The organism is Rhodococcus sp. JCM 9793, from assembly GCF_055380405.1.
Window position 1 is genome coordinate 3768535 of sequence record NZ_AP043721.1, and the last position, 18985, is coordinate 3787519.

At 66.2% G+C, this 18985-nt stretch carries 17 protein-coding genes; 7 read left to right on the plus strand and 10 right to left on the minus strand.

Annotated features, from left to right (window positions below; genetic code table 11):
- Positions 1-320: 320 nt before the first annotated feature.
- Positions 321-3122 carry an aconitate hydratase AcnA gene (gene acnA, locus ACZ46K_RS19505; protein ID WP_054810636.1) on the plus strand — a complete coding sequence of 934 codons (2802 nt, stop codon included), beginning with the start codon at positions 321-323 and terminating at the stop codon, positions 3120-3122.
- Between the two features lie 132 nt (positions 3123-3254).
- Positions 3255-3821: a TetR/AcrR family transcriptional regulator gene (locus tag ACZ46K_RS19510; RefSeq protein WP_054807356.1), complete on the plus strand. Its 567-nt coding sequence runs from the start codon at positions 3255-3257 to the stop codon at positions 3819-3821.
- 32 nt (positions 3822-3853) lie between these two features.
- Here ACZ46K_RS19510 and ACZ46K_RS19515 read toward each other — a convergent pair whose 3' ends face one another.
- Positions 3854-4108, minus strand: coding sequence for a helix-turn-helix domain-containing protein (locus ACZ46K_RS19515; protein ID WP_464744236.1), 255 nt, complete (start codon positions 4106-4108; stop codon positions 3854-3856).
- 139 nt (positions 4109-4247) lie between these two features.
- Positions 4248-5879 carry an ABC-F family ATP-binding cassette domain-containing protein gene (locus ACZ46K_RS19520; RefSeq protein WP_464744238.1) on the minus strand — a complete coding sequence of 544 codons (1632 nt, stop codon included), beginning with the start codon at positions 5877-5879 and terminating at the stop codon, positions 4248-4250.
- A gap of 165 nt (positions 5880-6044) precedes the next feature.
- Here ACZ46K_RS19520 and ACZ46K_RS19525 point away from each other — a divergent pair, with 165 nt between their 5' ends.
- Both ACZ46K_RS19525 and ku read left to right on the plus strand, forming a co-directional pair.
- Positions 6045-7199, plus strand: a complete 1155-nt coding sequence (locus tag ACZ46K_RS19525) for a lycopene cyclase family protein (protein WP_464744240.1) — start codon at positions 6045-6047, stop codon at positions 7197-7199.
- Between the two features lie 116 nt (positions 7200-7315).
- Positions 7316-8275: a non-homologous end joining protein Ku gene (gene ku, locus ACZ46K_RS19530; protein ID WP_054807029.1), complete on the plus strand. Its 960-nt coding sequence runs from the start codon at positions 7316-7318 to the stop codon at positions 8273-8275.
- A gap of 30 nt (positions 8276-8305) precedes the next feature.
- Here ku and ACZ46K_RS19535 read toward each other — a convergent pair whose 3' ends face one another.
- From ACZ46K_RS19535 to ACZ46K_RS19570, 8 genes are all read right to left on the minus strand, one after another.
- The gene (locus ACZ46K_RS19535; RefSeq protein WP_464744242.1) at positions 8306-8824 is read right to left on the minus strand and encodes a MarR family winged helix-turn-helix transcriptional regulator; all 519 of its coding nucleotides are present in this window, start codon (positions 8822-8824) and stop codon (positions 8306-8308) included.
- Positions 8821-9231, minus strand: a complete 411-nt coding sequence (locus ACZ46K_RS19540) for a metal-sulfur cluster assembly factor (protein WP_054807030.1) — start codon at positions 9229-9231, stop codon at positions 8821-8823. The genes ACZ46K_RS19535 and ACZ46K_RS19540 overlap by 4 nt, the downstream gene beginning before the upstream one ends.
- Positions 9228-9707, minus strand: a complete 480-nt coding sequence (sufU, locus tag ACZ46K_RS19545) for a Fe-S cluster assembly sulfur transfer protein SufU (protein WP_054807031.1) — start codon at positions 9705-9707, stop codon at positions 9228-9230. The genes ACZ46K_RS19540 and sufU overlap by 4 nt, the downstream gene beginning before the upstream one ends.
- Positions 9707-10963, minus strand: coding sequence for a SufS family cysteine desulfurase (locus ACZ46K_RS19550; RefSeq protein WP_054807032.1), 1257 nt, complete (start codon positions 10961-10963; stop codon positions 9707-9709). The genes sufU and ACZ46K_RS19550 overlap by 1 nt, the downstream gene beginning before the upstream one ends.
- Before the next feature lie 4 nt (positions 10964-10967).
- A complete protein-coding gene (sufC, locus tag ACZ46K_RS19555) occupies positions 10968-11768 on the minus strand; it encodes a Fe-S cluster assembly ATPase SufC (protein WP_054807033.1) in 801 nt (266 codons plus the stop codon).
- 52 nt (positions 11769-11820) lie between these two features.
- Positions 11821-13047, minus strand: a complete 1227-nt coding sequence (sufD, locus tag ACZ46K_RS19560; protein ID WP_464744244.1) for a Fe-S cluster assembly protein SufD — start codon at positions 13045-13047, stop codon at positions 11821-11823.
- Positions 13048-14496, minus strand: coding sequence for a Fe-S cluster assembly protein SufB (gene sufB, locus ACZ46K_RS19565; RefSeq protein ID WP_054807034.1), 1449 nt, complete (start codon positions 14494-14496; stop codon positions 13048-13050).
- A gap of 100 nt (positions 14497-14596) precedes the next feature.
- Complete coding sequence (locus tag ACZ46K_RS19570) at positions 14597-15340, minus strand: helix-turn-helix transcriptional regulator (protein ID WP_464744246.1); 744 nt, start codon at positions 15338-15340, stop codon at positions 14597-14599.
- Positions 15341-15459: 119 nt separating this feature from the next.
- Between ACZ46K_RS19570 and mptB the strand changes: the two genes are divergently transcribed.
- The 3 genes from mptB to ACZ46K_RS19585 are packed head-to-tail and all read left to right on the plus strand — an operon-like array spanning position 15460 to position 18937.
- Positions 15460-17199 (plus strand): polyprenol phosphomannose-dependent alpha 1,6 mannosyltransferase MptB, encoded by a 1740-nt coding sequence (gene mptB, locus ACZ46K_RS19575; protein ID WP_464744248.1) that lies wholly within the window; start codon positions 15460-15462, stop codon positions 17197-17199.
- Positions 17196-18140, plus strand: a complete 945-nt coding sequence (locus tag ACZ46K_RS19580) for an ABC transporter ATP-binding protein (RefSeq protein ID WP_464744250.1) — start codon at positions 17196-17198, stop codon at positions 18138-18140. Before mptB ends, ACZ46K_RS19580 begins: the two co-directional genes overlap by 4 nt.
- On the plus strand, positions 18137-18937 hold the full coding sequence (locus ACZ46K_RS19585) for an ABC transporter permease (RefSeq protein ID WP_464744252.1): 801 nt from the start codon (positions 18137-18139) through the stop codon (positions 18935-18937). Before ACZ46K_RS19580 ends, ACZ46K_RS19585 begins: the two co-directional genes overlap by 4 nt.
- Positions 18938-18985 lie beyond the last annotated feature (48 nt).

The following is an 18985-nucleotide window of genomic DNA, read 5'->3' on the forward strand; positions in this document are numbered from 1 at the left end:
GTGCTGGTCGGAAGCGGACGAACCGCACTCGCTGCGACAGCCGAGAGCGGCGGGGACGCCGTCGGTGTCGCAGGTATGCCGCACTCGCACGGCACCACCGCACATTACGCGATGAACCGGACCGGATCGGAAACGAGCCTCCTTCGGCGACCGACCGTCACGTTGGTTTCGAACCCGCGCCGTCTATGTAGGACAAGCGTACTGTTAGACTGGTGACGAGATGCCGCGGCACCGGTCAACCCCGGACATGGTCGTGAGCCTCGCTTGAGCCGTCGACACAGCCCCGTCGACGGCGAGCCGTAACGACGAGTGGAGCTGATGTGAGCACCAGTATTGATTCGTTCGGCGCCAAGGGGACGCTGCAGGTCGGAGAGAACTCGTACGAGATCTTCCGCCTGTCGTCGGTCCCCGGCACCGAGAAACTGCCCTATTCCCTCAAGGTCCTCGCCGAGAACCTGCTGCGTACCGAAGACGGCGCGAACATCACCGCCGACCACATCCGCGCGATCGCGGCCTGGGATCCGTCCGCCGAGCCGAGCGTCGAGATCCAGTTCACGCCCGCCCGCGTGGTCATGCAGGACTTCACCGGCGTTCCCTGCATCGTCGACCTCGCGACGATGCGTGAGGCCGTCACCACACTCGGTGGCGACCCGAACAAGGTCAACCCGCTTTCCCCGGCCGACATGGTCATCGACCACTCGGTCATCCTCGACGTCTTCGGCCAGGCCGACGCACTCGAGCGCAACGTCGACCTCGAATACCAGCGCAACGGCGAGCGTTACCAGTTCCTCCGTTGGGGTCAGGGCGCATTCGACGATTTCAAGGTCGTCCCCCCGGGAATGGGCATCGTCCACCAGGTCAACATCGAGTACCTGGCACCGACCGTCATGTCCCGTAACGGACAGGCCTACCCCGACACATGCGTCGGCACCGACTCTCACACCACCATGGTCAACGGCCTCGGCGTGCTCGGCTGGGGCGTCGGCGGCATCGAGGCCGAGGCCGCGATGCTCGGCCAGCCGGTCTCCATGCTCATCCCCCGCGTCGTCGGCTTCAAACTCTCCGGCGAGATCAAGCCCGGAGTCACCGCAACCGACGTCGTGCTGACGGCCACCGAGATGCTGCGTCAGCACGGTGTCGTCGGTAAGTTCGTCGAGTTCTACGGCAAGGGTGTCGCCGAGGTTCCGCTCGCGAACCGCGCAACCCTGGGCAACATGAGCCCCGAATTCGGTTCCACCGCAGCGATCTTCCCGATCGACAGCGAAACGATCGACTACCTGCGCCTGACCGGCCGCAGCGACGAGCAGCTCGCGCTCGTCGAGGCGTACGCCAAGGAACAGGGTCTGTGGCACAACCCCGACGAAGAGCCCGTCTTCTCCGAGTACATCGAGCTCGATCTTGGAACCGTTGTTCCCTCGATCGCAGGTCCGAAGCGCCCGCAGGACCGGATCCTGTTGTCGGATTCCAAGACTGCGTTCCGCAAGGACATCCACAACTACGTGGAAGAGCACCTTCCGGCCGAGCACACCCAGCTCGACGAGGCCGTCGAAGAGTCCTTCCCCGCCTCCGATCCGGCTGCCTTGTCCTTCGCTGACGACGGAGCCGTCGACGTTCTGTCTGCTGCCAACGGCGCAGAAGGCCGTCCGAGCAAGCCGGTGGTCGTCAAGTCCGATGCCGGCGAGTTCGTGCTCGATCACGGTGCCGTCGTCGTTGCCGGCATCACGTCCTGCACCAACACGTCCAACCCGTCCGTCATGCTCGGTGCCGCGCTTCTCGCACGCAATGCCGTCGAGAAGGGCCTGAGCACCAAGCCGTGGGTCAAGACCAATATGGCGCCCGGTTCGCAGGTCGTCACCGACTACTACGAGAAGGCCGGCCTGTGGCCGTACCTCGAGAAGCTCGGCTACTACCTCGGCGGTTACGGCTGCACCACCTGCATCGGTAACACCGGGCCGCTGCCCGAAGCCGTATCCAAGGCGATCAACGACAACGACCTGTCGGTCACCGCAGTGCTCTCGGGCAACCGCAACTTCGAGGGTCGCATCTCCCCCGACGTCAAGATGAACTACCTGGCGTCCCCGCCGCTCGTCATTGCCTACGGTCTTGCCGGAACCATGGACTTCGACTTCGAAACCGACTCGCTCGGCAACGACACTGCGGGCAACCCCGTCTTCCTCAAGGACATCTGGCCGTCCACGCAGGAAATCGAAGAGACGATCAAGACGGCGATCAGCCAGGACATGTTCCGCAAGTCCTACGCCACGATCTTCGCCGGCGACAGCCGTTGGCAGAACCTCTCGACCCCCGAAGGTGACACCTTCGAGTGGGACCAGAACTCGACCTACGTCCGTAAGGCTCCGTACTTCGACGGCATGACGATGGATCCGGCTCCGGTCACCGACATCTCGGGTGCACGCGTGCTCGCGCTGCTCGGCGACTCGGTCACCACCGACCACATCAGCCCGGCCGGCCCGATCAAGCCCGGCACCCCGGCCGCGCAGTACCTGGACGCCAACGGTGTCGAGCGCAAGGACTACAACTCCTTGGGCTCGCGCCGCGGTAACCACGAGGTGATGATCCGCGGCACGTTCGCGAACATCCGTCTGAAGAACCAGCTCCTCGACGACGTCTCGGGTGGTTACACTCGCGACTTCACGCAGGAAGGCGCTCCGCAGGCGTTCATCTACGACGCGTCGCAGAACTACCAGGCTGCCGGCATCCCGCTGGTCGTCCTGGGCGGCAAGGAGTACGGCTCGGGTTCGTCGCGTGACTGGGCCGCCAAGGGCACCAGCCTGCTCGGCGTCAAGGCCGTCATCGTCGAGTCCTTCGAGCGTATCCACCGCTCGAACCTCATCGGTATGGGCGTTGTGCCGCTGCAGTTCCCGAAGGGCGAGTCGGCCGGTTCGCTCGGCCTGACCGGCACCGAGGTCTTCGACATCGAGGGCATCGTCGAGCTCAACAACGGCGTCACCCCGAAGACCGTGAAGGTCACTGCCACCAAGGAGAACGGCGAGAAGGTCGAGTTCGACGCGGTCGTCCGCATCGACACGCCCGGCGAAGCCGACTACTACCGCAACGGCGGCATCCTGCAGTACGTGCTGCGAAACATGATCCGTAACTGATCGGATTCGTGACCGTCACGGTCACTCCGGTGCGACAGCGGCGGGCCCGGGACACCTCTCGTCTCGGGCCCGCTCTGCCACCAGCGACCGTCCTGTTCCCCGCCATGGTCCGATTCCGGAAGGATGTGGGTAGTGCCCAAGGTCAGTGAGGATCACCTCGCCGCGCGGCGCAGCCAGATCCTCGACGGAGCACGACGCTGCTTCGCCGACTTCGGCTACGACGGAGCGACCGTACGACGCCTCGAGATCGCCACCGGCCTCTCCCGAGGCGCAATCTTCCACCATTTCAAAGACAAGGACGGGCTGTTCCTGGCCCTCGCGCAAGAAGACGCCCGACGCATGGCGGATGTCGCCAGCAACGAGGGCCTCGTCCAGGTCATGCGCGACATGCTCTCGAGCCCCGAGCAGTTCAACTGGCTCGGAACCCGACTGGAGATCACGCGCAGACTTCGCACCGATCCCGAGTTCGCGAAGGCGTGGACCCAGCACTCGGCCGAATTGACCGAGGCCACCGTCGGTCGCCTCGAGCGTCAGCGTGAGGCCGGAAAACTCCGCGACGACGTACCCACCGAAGTCCTCGTCGCATATCTCGATCTGGTCCTCGACGGGCTTATTTCGCGACTTGCATCAGGCCATGCCGAAGACGAACTCGGCCGGGTCCTCGATCTCGTCGAGGAGTCGGTCCGCCGCCGCGACTGACCGCACTCAGCGCCGGACGCGTGGAAGAGTTCTCAACCGCTGCTGGTGCTCGCCGGCGCCGCACGCCGACGGTTCGGGCCGCCGCGACCGCGCAGGCGCACCTGCGACTCCACCAGCACGTTGTGCACGAAGCCGTATGAGCGCCCGGTTTCCTGCGCCAATGTCCGAATACTCGCGCCCGCCTCGTAGCGTCGCTTGAGTTCGGCCTGTAACCGGTCTCTGGACTCCCCGGTCACTCTGGTTCCCTTCGCATACGAAGGCTGCCCAGTGTCAGGATTTCGCGCCATCGAATCCTCCCGTCGCCTCGCCGAAGGTCTCACAACCAGGCTAGTTCACGCAGGCAGCGCCCGGAGCGGATCGCGAAACGCCGACCGGATCGACGGAAAGAAACCTCGGGCCGGGAGCATTTGCTCCCGGCCCCGGTTGTCATGCGAGCTGGATCAGCTCGAGGTAGTCCTGCGACCAATGGTCCTCGGTGCCGTCCGGCAACATGATGACGCGCTCCGGATTGAGCGCCTCGGCAGCTCCCGGATCGTGCGTCACCAGAACCACGGCGCCTTCGTAGCTCCGCAATGCATCGAGTACCTGCTCACGCGAGATCGGATCGAGGTTGTTGGTCGGTTCGTCGAGCAGCAGCACATTCGCCGCGGACGACACCAGACCGGCGAGCGCCAGACGAGTCTTCTCACCACCGGACAGTGTACCGGCCGGCTGATCGAGCTGCGGACCGGTGAACATGAACGCACCGAGCAGACCGCGCAGGTCCTGTTCTCCGGCGTCGGGCGCCGCGTGCCGGATGTTTTCCCACACCGTTGCCGCGTCGTCGATCGTGTCGTGTTCCTGCGCGAAGTAGCCCACCTTGAGACCATGACCGGGCTCGAGCTCGCCGAGATCGGGGGTTTCGACACCCGCAAGCAGGCGCAGCAGCGTCGTCTTGCCTGCACCGTTGAGTCCGAGGATCACGACGCGGCTGCCGCGGTCGATGGCCAGATCGACACCGGTGAAGATCTCGAGGGATCCGTACACCTTGGTCAGTTCCTTCGCCATGAGCGGTGTCTTGCCGCAGGCCGCGGGCGTGGGGAACCGGATCTTGGCGACCCGGTCGGCCACCCGCACGTCGTCGAGGTCGTTGATCAGTTTCTCGGCGCGCTTGGCCATGTTCTGGGCGGCGGTGGCCTTCGTTGCCTTGGCACCGAGCTTCGCTGCCTGCTTCTGCAGGGCCGAGGCCTTCTTCTCCGCGTTGGCGCGTTCGCGGCGACGGCGCGCCTCGTCTGTCGCACGGGCGTCGAGGTACTTCTTCCACCCCATGTTGTAGATGTCGGCCTCACCACGCACGGCGTCGAGGAACCACACTTTGTTGACCACGTCGGCGAGAAGGTCCACGTCGTGGCTGATGACCACGAGGCCGCCCTCGTGGCTCTGCAGGAAACCGCGCAACCAGGTGATCGAGTCGGCGTCGAGGTGGTTGGTGGGCTCGTCGAGAAGCAGGGTGGTGTCCGACTTGCCGCCGGATCCATCGGAAGCGGCGAACAGGATCCGGGCCAGTTCGACGCGGCGACGCTGGCCACCGGACAGGGTGTTCAACGCCTGACCGAGGACGCGATCGGGAAGACCTAGGCTGTGGCAGATTCGGGCGGCCTCGGACTCGGCGACGTACCCGCCGAGGGTCGAGAACCGCTCCTCGAGCGACCCGTACTTGCGCACAGCCCGGTCGCGGACCTTGTCGTCGGCCGCTTCGGCCATCAGCGCCTGCTGCTTCTCCATGCTGCGGAGAATCTCGTCGAGCCCCCGCGCGGAGAGCACTCGGTCCTTGGCGAGGACGTCGAGGTCGCCTTCCTTCGGATCCTGCGGGAGGTATCCGAGGTCACCCGACCGGATCACGGTGCCCGCGTACGGTTCGCCCTCCCCCGCGAGGATGCGCAGCGTCGTGGTCTTCCCGGCGCCGTTGCGCCCGACCAACCCGATCCGGTCACCCGCCTGGATGCGCAGCGCTGATCCCGGTGAGGAGAGCAGCGTCCGCGCGCCGGCGCGGACTTCCAGGTCGGTGGCGGTGATCACGCGTGAAGCTCCTCGATGGGTGAGACTGGTGTGTGGGTCATCATGCCGAACATGCGGCACACGAACCATTGATTTTACCGCGCCACGCGCTGTTTCACGAGGTGAGATGCACTACGTCGGCGCGTGAGCGGTTTACTGTGGCGCCATGATCACCGCGAGGACCCAATGAGGGCGGCACGGACCGCGGATGTCCTGGTCGCGGGCCTGGGCCCCTCCGGGCGCGCGCTGGCCGCGCGCTGCGCGCAGGCCGGTCTGGTGGTGCGTGCCGTCGACCCGTCACCGCACCGGGCATGGACCGCCACCTACGGCGCATGGGAGGACGAAGTTCCGGCGTGGCTACCGGACAATGTCCTCGCGGCCCGGGTCCCCTCTCCGGGTGCGTGGACCACCCGTCCCCATGTCCTCGACCGTCCTTATGTCGTGCTCGACACCGCGGCGCTGCAGGAGTCGCTGTCGCTCGAATCGGTGACAGTGACACGGGCCCGCGTCCGCTCGGTAGGTCCCGGTGAAGTGGTCCTCGACGACGGTCAGCGACTGCGCGCCGTTCATGTCTTCGATGCCCGCGGGATCCAGGCGACCTCCGATTCCGCGCAGCAAACGGCATTCGGTGTGGTGACCGACGCGCACACCGCGGCGCCTGCCCTCGAGGATCATGCGGCGTGGTTCATGGATTGGCGGCAGGACAACGGCGCCACCGCGACGGACACACCGTCGTTCCTGTATGCCGTGCCGTTGGACGACGAACGGGTTCTTCTCGAAGAGACGTGCCTGGTAGGACGGCCCGCACTTCCTCTCGCCGAGTTGCAGCGCAGGCTCGCGACGCGGCTGGCCGCCCGCGGCGTCGAGGTCGACGCCACCGCCCCCGTGGAGCGGGTTCGGTTCTCGGTCGAAGGCGGTCCGCGACGGCACGACGGTGTGCTCGGGTTCGGTGCCTGCGGCGGGCTGATGCACCCGGCGACGGGTTACGCGGTCGCCGCAGCGCTCGCAGCAGCGGATCCGCTGGCATCGGCGATCCGGTCGGGGTCGGATCCCTACCGGCTGCTGTGGCCGAGGTCTGCGCGCACTGTCGCGACGCTACGGACCATCGGGCTGCGGGTGCTGCTCGGCCTGCGCCCGCCGGAGGTTCCCGAGTTCTTCGCCGCGTTCTTCGACCTACCGATCGCGCGGCAACGCGCCTACCTGTCGGGAAGGACCGACGTCGTGGGAACCCTGGACGGGATGCGCCGGGTGTTCGGCGCCGCTCCCTCGGGTGTGCGGTGGTCGATCCTGCAGGGGTTACGAACTACTCGACATACTGTGAGCAGACGTGAACACCCATGATCGAATGTGTTCCACAAGGCGTGTGAAGCCGCCCGAGCCGGCACGTGCCGCGATTCAGAAGGCAACGGATCCGGTGAAGCGCAGCGTCCCGGGCCCGCGTCGATCATGATGGAACCATGCGATCGATCTGGAAGGGTGCAATCGCGTTCGGGCTCGTGAACGTACCAGTGAAGGTGTACTCGGCCACGGAAAGCCACGACATCAGGTTTCATCAGGTCCACGCCGCCGACGGCGGCCGGATCAAGTACCAGCGTGTGTGCAGCGAATGCGGCGAGATCATCCCGTTCCAGGACATCGACAAGGCCTACGAATCCGACGAGGGTGTGCGCGTCGTGCTCACCGACGACGATTTCGAGAAGCTGCCCGCCGCCGAAAAACACGAAATCCCGGTCCTGCAATTCGTCCCCACCGAACAGATCGATCCGATTCTGCTCGAGAAGTCGTACTATCTCGAGCCGGATTCGGCCTCCCCGAAGGCATACGCACTGCTCGCGGCGACACTCGAACGTAGTGATCGCACCGCGCTCGTGCATTTCACTCTGCGTCAACGCACCCGGCTCGCCGCCTTGCGCACCACCGGCGGCATCCTCGTCCTGCAGGCCCTGTTGTGGCCGGACGAGGTGCGTGCCGCCGACTTCGGTGCGCTCGACGACGTGGCGGCACCGACCGACAAGGAACTCGCGATGGCCGAGACCCTCGTCGAATCGATGTCGGAGGACTTCGACCCTGCCGAGTTCACCGACGAATATCAGATGGAACTACGCGCGCTGCTCGACGACGCGATCGAACGCGGGGGCGAGAAGGTCTTCCAGGTCGCCGAAGCGTCGACCGAAGGTGAGGACGCCGAGGTCCTCGACCTGGTGGCCGCACTCCAGCGCAGTGTCGAAGCTGCAGGTGGGACACAGGGCACCGGCGAACGGGGCTCCGACACGAAGAAGTCCTCGGCGAAGCCGGCCGGACGGAAGGCACCTGCGAAAGCCGCCGCGAAGAAGACCTCTGCAAAGAAGGCGGCACCGAAGAAGACTCCGGCGTCCGAGAGCACCGCGAAGAGGCGCGATACGCGCAAGCGCGCCTAGGGCGAGCAGACCCCGGCGGTCGGCGCCGATCTAGCTGTCGTGGCCTTCGATCGAGTCGCCGAGACGACCGAGGAGTTCGCTGAGTCGACGGATGTCCGTACTGTCCCAATCCGATAATCGGGTGCGCCACTGCTCGGTCTGCACCGACTCGAGTTCGCTGAGCCGTTCTCGGCACAACGGGGTCAGCGCCAGCAGACGCGCACGCGCATCGTTCGGGTCGGGGGTCCGCTCGACCAGTCCGAGCCGAACCGTGCTGTCGATCCGGCGGGTGAGAGTGGATTTCTCGATGCCGAGGTCTGCATGTAGATCTGCCATCGCTACGGCGTCGGCGCGGCGCAGCATCATCAGCATCGGATAACAGACCGGATCGAGTTTGGGATGCACCGCCGCGGCTCGATCGCGGATCAGACCGCGGACCCGGCGCCACAAGATCACCAGGCCCTGTTCCAGTCCGAGAATCGGATCGGTCCCAGAGACCGAATCGGCGGCCGCCGCCGGCCATGAAGCCGACGACGAATCCGCCGATTCGGAGGTTTCCGTACTGGTCACACCGTGAAACCGAGCGCGCGCAGTTGTTCACGCCCGTCGTCGGTGATCTTGTCAGGGCCCCACGGCGGCATCCACACCCAGTTGATGCGCAACTCGTCGCACAATCCGCTGCGAACCAGCGCGCCGCGGGCCTGATCTTCGATCACGTCGGTGAGGGGGCATGCGGCCGAGGTCAGCGTCATGTCGACGGTGACAGCCTTGTCGGCTTCCGAGATTCCGTAGACGAGTCCGAGATCGACGACATTGATGCCCAGTTCTGGGTCGACCACGTCGCGCATCGCCTCCTCGAGTTCGTCGAGACGCACGGGGTCCATCGGTGGTGCCGTGTCGGCCACCAAGGTGGAGGCCGCCTCGTCGGTAGCCTGCTGGGTGTCGCCGACAGCGGTGTCGGGGGCGGGTTCGGTCATCTGTTCTGTCCTCCGCTCGAAACGGTTTCGTCGTCGCTCGTGCTGTCGGCGATCTGCACGACCGCGTCTTTGAACGCCATCCAGCCCAGCAACGCGCACTTGACCCGCGCCGGGTATTTCGCCACGCCGGCGAAAGCGATACCGTCGCCGAGTACATCCTCGTCGCCTTCGACGGTGCCGCGGCTGCCGACCATCTCCGCGAAACTCGCGACGGTCGCCAGCGCCTCCTCGACGGGGATGCCGATCACCTGATCGGTGAGGACCGAGGTCGAGGCCTGGCTGATCGAGCAGCCCTGACCGTCGTAGGACACGTCGGCGACGACACCCTCGTCGATATTCACTCGCAGCGTCACCTCGTCGCCGCACGTCGGGTTGACGTGGTGCACTTCCGCGCCATACGGATCGCGCAGGCCCCGGTGATGGGGGCGCTTGTAGTGGTCCAGGATCACTTCCTGGTACATCTGTTCCATTCGCATCAGCCACGCACCCCGAAGAAGTCCTGTGCGCGACGGATCGCGGCGCCGAGCGCGGTCACTTCGTCGAGCGTGTTGTACACCGCGAAGGACGCACGTGCGGTAGCGGCGACCCCGAATCGGCGGTGCAGCGGCCACGCGCAGTGGTGTCCGACGCGAATTTCCACGCCCTCGTCGTCGAGGATCTGTCCGAGGTCGTGAGCATGGATACCGTCGACGACGAACGACACCGCGCCTCCCCGTTGTTCCGGGGTGGTCGGGCCGATGATACGCAGCCCGCCGATGCCGCCGAGTTCGGTCAACGCGGCAGCAGTCAGTTCGTGTTCGTGCGCTGCGACGGCGTCCATGCCGATGTCCTGCAGATAGCGCACGGCAGCGCCCAGACCGACGGCCTGCGACGACATCGGCGAGCCGGCCTCGAATCGTTGCGGCGGCGCTGCGAACGTCGTCGCGTCCATCGTCACGGTCTCGATCATCGATCCGCCCGTGATGAACGGCGGTACCTCGGCGAGCAGCGCGCGACGCCCGTACAGGACGCCGACGCCGGACGGTCCGAGCATCTTGTGTCCGGAGAACGCGGCGAAGTCGACACCGAGTGCGCGGAAATCCACCGCCATGTGCGGCACGGACTGGCATGCGTCGAGCACCACCAGCGCGCCGACCGCCTTCGCGCGTCGGACGATTTCCTCGACCGGGGCGACCGCACCGGTGACGTTGGACTGGTGGGTGAACGCCACGACCTTGACCGCGTCGGTGAGTTCGAGCGAGTCGAGGTCGATACGCCCGTCGGCGGTGACGCCGTACCAGCGCAGGGTGGCCCCCGTGCGCTGGGCCAGTTCCTGCCATGGCACCAGGTTGGCGTGGTGCTCGAGTTCGGTGATGACGATCTCGTCGCCCGGGCCGAGCCGGTGCACGAATCTCGCGTCGGCGAACGCGTAGGTGACGAGGTTGAGCGACTCGGTGGCGTTCTTGGTGAACACCACCTCGTCGGTATCGACGCCGACGAACGAAGCGAGGACAGCGCGTGCACCTTCGTACGCGTCGGTCGCTTCCTCGGACAATGCGTGGGCGCCGCGGTGTACCGCGGCGTTACACGTGAGGAGGAAGTCGCGTTCGGCGTCGAGCACCTGCACAGGACGCTGCGAGGTCGCCCCCGAGTCGAGGTAGACCAGCGGTTTGTCGTCGCGCACCGTGCGCGCGAGGATCGGGAAATCCTCCCGTATCCGGGTGACGTCGAACGTCCGCACCGGTACCGTCATACGGTCACGCTCCCTGGGTGTCTGCCGTCGCTGCAGCAGCGGTGAAGCGCTCGTAGCCGTTCGCTTCGAGTTCGTCGGCGAGCTCGGGTCCACCGGACTCGACGATGCGTCCACCGACGAACACGTGCACATGTTCCGGCTTGATGTAGCGCAGGATGCGCGTGTAGTGGGTGATCAGGAGGACGCCGCCGTGCTCGCGTTCGCGGTATTTGTTGACGCCCTCGGACACGACACGCAACGCGTCGACGTCGAGTCCCGAGTCGGTCTCGTCGAGGATCGCGATCTGCGGCTTGAGTAGTCCGAGCTGCAGGATCTCGTGGCGCTTCTTCTCACCGCCGGAGAAGCCTTCGTTCACGCTGCGCTCACCGAAGGCAGCGTCGATGTCGAGTTCGCTCATCGCCTCCTTGACCTCCTTGACCCAGTGACGAAGCTTGGGTGCTTCGCCCCGTGCGGCGGTGACGGCGGTGCGCAAGAAGTTCGACATCGACACACCCGGCACCTCGACGGGGTACTGCATGGCGAGGAACAGGCCGGCACGGGCCCGCTCGTCGACACTCATCTCGAGGACGTTCTCGCCGTTGAGGGTGATCGAACCGGAAGTGACCTCGTACTTGGGATGTCCGGCGATCGCATACGACAGCGTGGACTTACCGGAACCGTTCGGGCCCATGATCGCGTGGGTCTCGCCGGAGCGGACGGTGAGGTTCACGCCCTTGAGGATGTCGATCGGCTCGGCATTCGCGTCGGTCTGGGCGACGCGTGCGTGCAGGTCTTTGATCTCGAGGACGTTCTGGGGGCTGGACATCGGTCTACTGAATTCCTTCGAAAGTCAATGGGAGTAACGGCGGGGCGGCGTGTCAGACGCCGACCGCAGCGAGTTCGGCCTCGACCGCGGCTTCGAGGCGTTCGCGGACCTCGGGCACGGTGATCTTCTCGAGCAGTTCATGGAAGAAGCCGCGCACGACGAGCCGTCGGGCCTGGTCCTCGGGGATACCGCGGGAACGCAGGTAGAACAGCTGCTCGTCGTCGAAGCGTCCGGTCGCCGAGGCGTGTCCGGCGCCGACGATCTCGCCGGTCTCGATCTCGAGGTTCGGGACCGAGTCGGCACGTGCACCGTCGGTGAGCACGAGGTTGCGGTTGAGTTCGAAGGTGTCGGTGCCCTCGGCCTCGGCGCGGATGAGCACGTCACCGATCCATACGGTGCGCGCATCGGGCTTACCCGAATCCGGGTCGCCCTGGAGCGCACCCTTGTACACGACGTTCGACTTGCAGTGCGGCTGCGAGTGATCGACGAGCAGACGCTGTTCGAGGTGCTGTCCGGCGTCGGCGAAGTACAGGCCGAGGAGTTCGGCGTCGCCGCCGGGGCCGTCGTACTTGGTGGTCGCCGAGAGGCGCACCAGGTCGCCGCCGAGCCCGACGGTGAAGTGCCGCAGCACGGCGTCGCGTCCGAGTCGGGCATGGTGTGCTGCGACGTGCACGGCGTCGTCGGCCCAGTCCTGGATCGCGACGATCCTCAGCTGCGCGCTGTCGCCGAGAACGAATTCGATGTTCTCCGCGTAGGTGCCGCTGCCCTTCTGATCGAGCACGACAGTGGCCTGCGCGAACGCGTCGAGACGGATCTGCACATGCCCGTAGGCAACGTGGTCTTCGCCCGGACCTGTGACCGTGATGGTGACGGGTTCGGCGACCTCGACCTCGCGACCCACGGTGAGGACCGTCGCCGTCTCGAACGACGAGTACGCCTGCGCGGCGACCCGGTCGAACGGCACGCCGCCCTGACCCAGTCGGGTGTCGTCACGGCCGACGATCTCGACCTGCACTCCCTCGACATCGCTTACCTCGATGGTCGCGACGCTGTCGGTGACGGCGGTACCGTCGTGCAGTCCACGCAGCCGGCGCAGCGGGGTGAATCGCCACGCCTCGTCGCGGCCGCCGGGGATCTCGAAGGCGTTCACGTCGAACGACGTGAACACCTCGCCCTTATTGACAGCCGGTGTGCGGTTCTCACCGCGAACAGCGTCCTGGACGCCGTTGCGGACAGCCGGCTCGCCGGTGGTGGGAATGTTCTTCGCTTCCGCAGTCATTTAGCCGACTGCCCCTTCCATCTGCAGTTCGATCAGCCGGTTGAGTTCGAGTGCGTACTCCATCGGCAGTTCCTTGGCGATGGGCTCGACGAAGCCGCGCACGATCATCGCCATCGCCTCGTCCTCGTTCAGTCCGCGGCTCATCAGGTAGAACAACTGGTCGTCGCTGACCTTGGAGACGGTCGCTTCGTGGCCCATCGTCACGTCGTCCTCACGGATGTCGACGTACGGGTAGGTGTCGGAGCGGCTGATCTGGTCTACGAGCAGCGCATCGCACTTGACGGTCGACTTCGAACCGTAGGCGCCCTTGTTGATCTGCACGAGGCCGCGGTAGGACGCACGGCCGCCGGCGCGCGCGACGGACTTCGACACGATCGTCGAGGAGGTGTGCGGCGCAAGATGCAGCATCTTCGCGCCGGTGTCCTGGTGCTGGCCCTCGCCGGCGAACGCGACCGAGAGCACCTCACCGCGAGCGTGTTCGCCCATCATCCAGACGGCGGGGTACTTCATCGTCACCTTGGAACCGATATTGCCGTCGATCCACTCCATCGAGCCACCCGCCTCGACCTTGGTGCGCTTCGTCACCAGGTTGTAGACGTTGTTCGACCAGTTCTGGATCGTCGTGTAGCGGCAGTGGCCGCCCTTCTTGACGATGATCTCGACGACCGCGGAGTGCAGCGAGTCGGATTTGTAGATCGGTGCGGTGCAGCCTTCGACGTAGTGCACGGACGCACCTTCGTCGACGATGATCAGCGTGCGCTCGAACTGGCCCATGTTCTCGGTGTTGATCCGGAAGTAGGCCTGCAGGGGGATGTCGACGTGGACACCTGGCGGGACGTAGATGAACGAGCCACCCGACCACACCGAGGTGTTGAGCGCAGAGAACTTGTTGTCGCCGGCCGGGATCACCGTGCCGAAGTACTCGCGGAACAGCTCGGGATGCTCGCGCAGGCCCGAGTCCGTGTCGAGGAAGATGACGCCCTGTGCCTCGAGGTCCTCGCGGATCTGGTGGTAGACGACCTCGGACTCGTACTGGGCGGCGACACCCGAGACGAGGCGCTGCTTCTCGGCTTCCGGGATGCCCAGCTTGTCGTAGGTGTTCTTGATGTCGTCGGGCAGGTCGTCCCAGCTCGCCGCCTGCTTCTCCGTGGAACGCACGAAGTACTTGATGTTGTCGAAGTCGATCCCGTCGAGATTCGAACCCCACACCGGCATCGGCTTCTTGTCGAAGGTACGCAGCGCCTTGAGGCGGATGTCGAGCATCCACTCGGGCTCGTTCTTCTTCGAGGAGATGTCGCGGACGACGTCTTCGGAGAGGCCGCGTTGCGCCACCGCACCGGCCGCGTCCGAGTCCGACCAGCCATATTCGTAGTGGCCGAGCGAGTCGATGGCCTCTTCCTGCGTCAGCGGTGTACCGGCGCCGGACGTCTGGTCCGATGTGACGGTCATGCGGGCTCCTTCCGGAGTGGGGTGGATGTCGGCGCGGGCTGTACCGACGGGCGAACTTCGGGCTGTCTGGTGTTTCTGTTGTCTGGCAGTTCTCGGCGGGTCACGGGCTCGGCGGCTCCTTGACCGGGACGACCGGCACGTGGGTGGTGCAGAATGCGTCGCCGTTGGCGATCGTCGCGAGACGCTGCACATGGCTGCCGAGCAGTTGGACGAATGCGTCCTGTTCCGCCTCGCACAGTTCGGGAAACTCTTCGGCGACATGAGAGACCGGGCAGTGGTGCTGACAGATCTGCACGCCGGTGCCGACCCGACGTGTCGAGGCCGCGAATCCCGCTGCACTGAATGCCTCGGCGATCTCGTCGGCCACCGTGTCGATCTCGTCGTCCGATTCGACGGGTTCGATCCCGCCCACGATGGACTGGACCCGGCGACGCGCGAAATCTTCGATTGCGGCCGAGCCACCGAGTTCCCGTAGGTGGCGCATTGCAGCCCCGGCGAGGTCGTCGTACGAGTGTCCGAGTCGGGCGCGGCCGACGGAGGTGAGCTGGAAGCGCCGGGCGGGTCGGCCGCGACCACGCGTTTTCGCGCGCGGCGGCACTACCGCCTGGGCCTCGCCCGATTCGATGAGGGCGTCGAGGTGGCGGCGCACCCCCGCTGCGCTCAGACCGAGCCGCTCGCCGATGCCGGTTGCGGTGATCGGTCCGTTCTCGACCAGCAGCTGTACGACCGCAGCGCGGGTCTGGCCTTCCTGATGCTCGCGTCCGGTCGCGGGGCGCGCGGAACCCGCGGCAGGCGCTTGACCTGCGCGTTCCACTTGCTCCACGAACTCCGACGGGCTTTTCACAACACCAGTGTGACGGAATTCAGCACGGCGGTCCACCAAGGGTGCCCTTCCTCACCGTGGGAACAAGCCCCACACCGGACACGTCCGGGCGGTCTCCACACGCCCGTTACGCTTCCTGAGTGCCGTCGACTTCACCCGAACCCGATTCGCCCTCGGATCGCACCGCCGGCGGAACCGGCATCGGTACCCGCGCGCTCACGCTCGCACAGAGAGCTCTCGGCCTCGACGGCCGCGGCGCACGCCCCGACGTCGCCGCCGTCCTGCACGGCGACGAACCAGAAGGACGCGGGCTCGATGCCACAGAGACCGTCCAGCTGCACCGCATCCGACTGTTCGGTGCGACCGGCGCCGTCCTCATGGCCGTCGGCGCACTCGGTGCCGGTGCACAGCCCGTGCTTCAGAACCCTGTGCAAGGTGTCCGCGCACTCGGGCTCGCCGCCCGGATGCCCAGCGCCGCACTGACCCTGACCATGACGGGAACGGTGCTCGTCGTCCTCGCCTGGCTGCTGCTCGGGCGTTTCGCGATCGGACGCCGCGACCCCGACGGGCAACCGCGCCGGCTGACCCGGTCGCAGCTCGACCGCACCCTGCTGTTGTGGATCCTTCCGCTGATCGTCGCGCCGCCGATGTTCAGCAAGGATGTGTACTCCTATCTCGCACAGAGCGAGATCGCCGCACGCGGCATGGACCCGTACGGCATCGGCCCGGCAGGTGCGCTCGGCGTCGATCACGTCCTGACCAGGACGGTGCCGAATATCTGGCGCGACACCTCCGCACCGTACGGACCCGCTTTCATCTGGCTCGGCGAGAAGGTCACGTTCCTCACCGGCGAAAACATTGTCGCCGGCATCTTCGTGCACCGGCTGCTCGCCTTGCTCGGCGTCGCGCTGATCGTGTGGGCCCTGCCCCGCCTCGCGCGGAGGTGCGGTGTGGCATCGGTGAGCGCGCTGTGGCTCGGTGCCGCGAATCCGCTGCTGCTGTTCCACCTCGTGGCGGGGATCCACAACGAAGCGTTGATGCTCGGGCTCATGCTCGCCGGTGTCGAACTGGCGCTGCGCGGGGTCTACAGCGACACCGACTGCACGCCGCGGTGGCAGGTCGTCGCGTGGCTCGCGGCGGGCACGTCCGTGATCGCGTTGTCGTCGATGATCAAGGTGCCGTCACTGCTCGCGCTCGGCTTCGTCGGCATGGCGCTGGCTCGCAAACGGGGCGGATCGGTGCGCTCGGTGCTCACGGCAGCGGCGGCGCTCGGTGTCGTCGCACTCGCGGTGATCGCCCTCATCAGCTGGGGCAGCGGCCTCGGCCTGGGCTGGACACACACTCTGGGCACCGCGACCGAGGTCCGCAGCTGGATGTCGATCCCGACCCTGCTCGGGGTGGGCACCGGTCTGGCCGGAGTCCTGCTCGGCCTCGGAGACCACACGACCGCGGTGTTGTCCATCACACGGCCTATCGCCGCACTGGTGGCGGCGTTCATCACTGTGCGCATGCTGCTGGCCGTCCTGACCGGTCGTTTGCACCCCGTCGGAGCACTCGGTGTCTCGCTGGGCGCGATCGTGCTGCTGTTCCCGGTGGTCCAGCCGTGGTACCTGCTGTGGGCGGTGATTCCGCTGGCTGCGTGGGCGACCCGGCCGATCTTCCGCGTCCCGACGATCGTGTTCTCATCGGTGGTCAGCGTGATCCTGATGCCCAACGGTGGCGAATATCAACCGTTCATCATCGTGCAGGCGGCCATCGCCACGGTCGTGGTCGCCGGTCTCCTTATCATCGCGACCCGCAATCTACTGCCGTGGCGCGGCGAGGATCACGTACCAGCGCGACCCACAGAAAGCGTCGACGCCTACGCTGGAAACCCGTGACCTCGAAATCTGCCGCAGGTGCGGCTCCCGCTGTGCGTCTGGACGGCGTCGTCAAGAAGTTCGGGGGTGTGACCGCAGTCGACGGGCTCGACCTGACAGTCGAACCCGCTCAGGTACTCGCTCTGCTCGGCCCCAACGGTGCCGGTAAGACCACCACAGTGGAAATGTGCGAGGGGTTCGTCACCCCCGACGCGGGCACCGTCCGCGTTCTCGGGCTCGACCCGATCACCCAGTCCGACCTCCTGCGGCCACGGATCGGGGTCATGTTGCAGGGCGGCGGCGCCTACCCGGGTTCCAAGGCCGGGGAGATGCTCGATCTTGTGGCGGCCTACTCCGCCGACCCTCTCGATCCGAATTGGCTGTTGCAGCGCCTCGGACTCGAGGACTCCCGCCGCACCCCGTACCGGCGACTCTCCGGTGGGCAACAGCAGCGCCTCGCGTTGGCGTGCGCGCTCGTCGGCCGCCCCGAACTTGTGTTCCTCGACGAACCCACCGCCGGATTGGACGCGCAGGCGAGGCTGCTGGTGTGGGAACTGATCGATGCCCTGCGCCGCGACGGGGTCAGCGTGTTGCTCACCACTCACCTGATGAACGAAGCGGAAGAACTCGCGGACGAGATCGTCATCATCGATCACGGCAAGGTCGTCGCCGCGGGCACTCCCGAGGAGGTCACCCGGATCGGCGCGGAAGGTCAGCTGTGGCTGTCGGCACCACCCGACCTCGACGTCGCTGCATTGCGGACTTCTCTCGCGGACCCCTACCGGGTACGTGAAGCTCTGCCCGGTCGTTATCTCGTCGAAGGCGATATCGATCCGACCATAGTCGCCGCGGCGGCCGCGTGGTGCGCCGAGCAAGGTGTGCTCGCCACCGAGATCCGCGTCGATCAGCGCAGCCTCGAGGACGTGTTCCTCGAACTCACAGGACGGGAACTGAGAGGTTGAGTGTGACGCCCCGCGACCGCCTGGTCGACAATCGATTCACCCCCGGCACGTTCACGCCGGATCCGCGACCCAACGCGGCCGCGAAGATGCTCGTGGCACAGACCCGGATGGAGTTGACGCTGCTGCTGCGCAACGGCGAGCAGCTTCTGCTGACGATGTTCATCCCGATCACCTTGTTGATCGGACTCACTCTGCTGCCCATCGGCGACCTCGGCGACCCCCGCGTCGAGCGGGTCCTGCCCGCGGTGATGATGGTGGCGGTGATGTCCACCGCGTTCACCGGACAGGCAATCGCCGTCGGATTCGACCGCAGATACGGTGCACTGAAAAGAATCGGTGCGACCGCCCTCCCGAAATGGGGAATCATCGCAGGTAAGAGCGCTGCGGTCGGGATCGTAGTGGTGATGCAATCAATTCTCCTGGGTGCTATCGGACTGGCGCTCGGCTGGCGCCCGAGTGTCGTGGGGTTGGTCATCGGAGCGGTGGTCATCGCGCTCGGCACGGTGATGTTCGCGACGCTCGGACTGCTTCTCGGCGGCACGATGCGCGCGGAGATCGTGCTGGCGCTCGCGAATATCGTGTGGTTCGTGCTTCTCGGGATCGGCAGTGTCGTCCTCCTCGACGAGGTGATCCCCGAGGCACTCGTGCACGTGGTGCGCCTGGTCCCGTCGGGCGCCTTGACCTTGGCGCTCGACTCCGCGATCGCGGGTGGGGTGGACTGGTTGTCTATCGTGGTGATGGCGGTGTGGGCCCTGATCGGTGGCGCGGCTGCCGCCCGCTGGTTCCGGTTCACCTGAGAGACGCCGAACTACCCAACTACAGGCTGTAGTGGACGGGGTCGTACT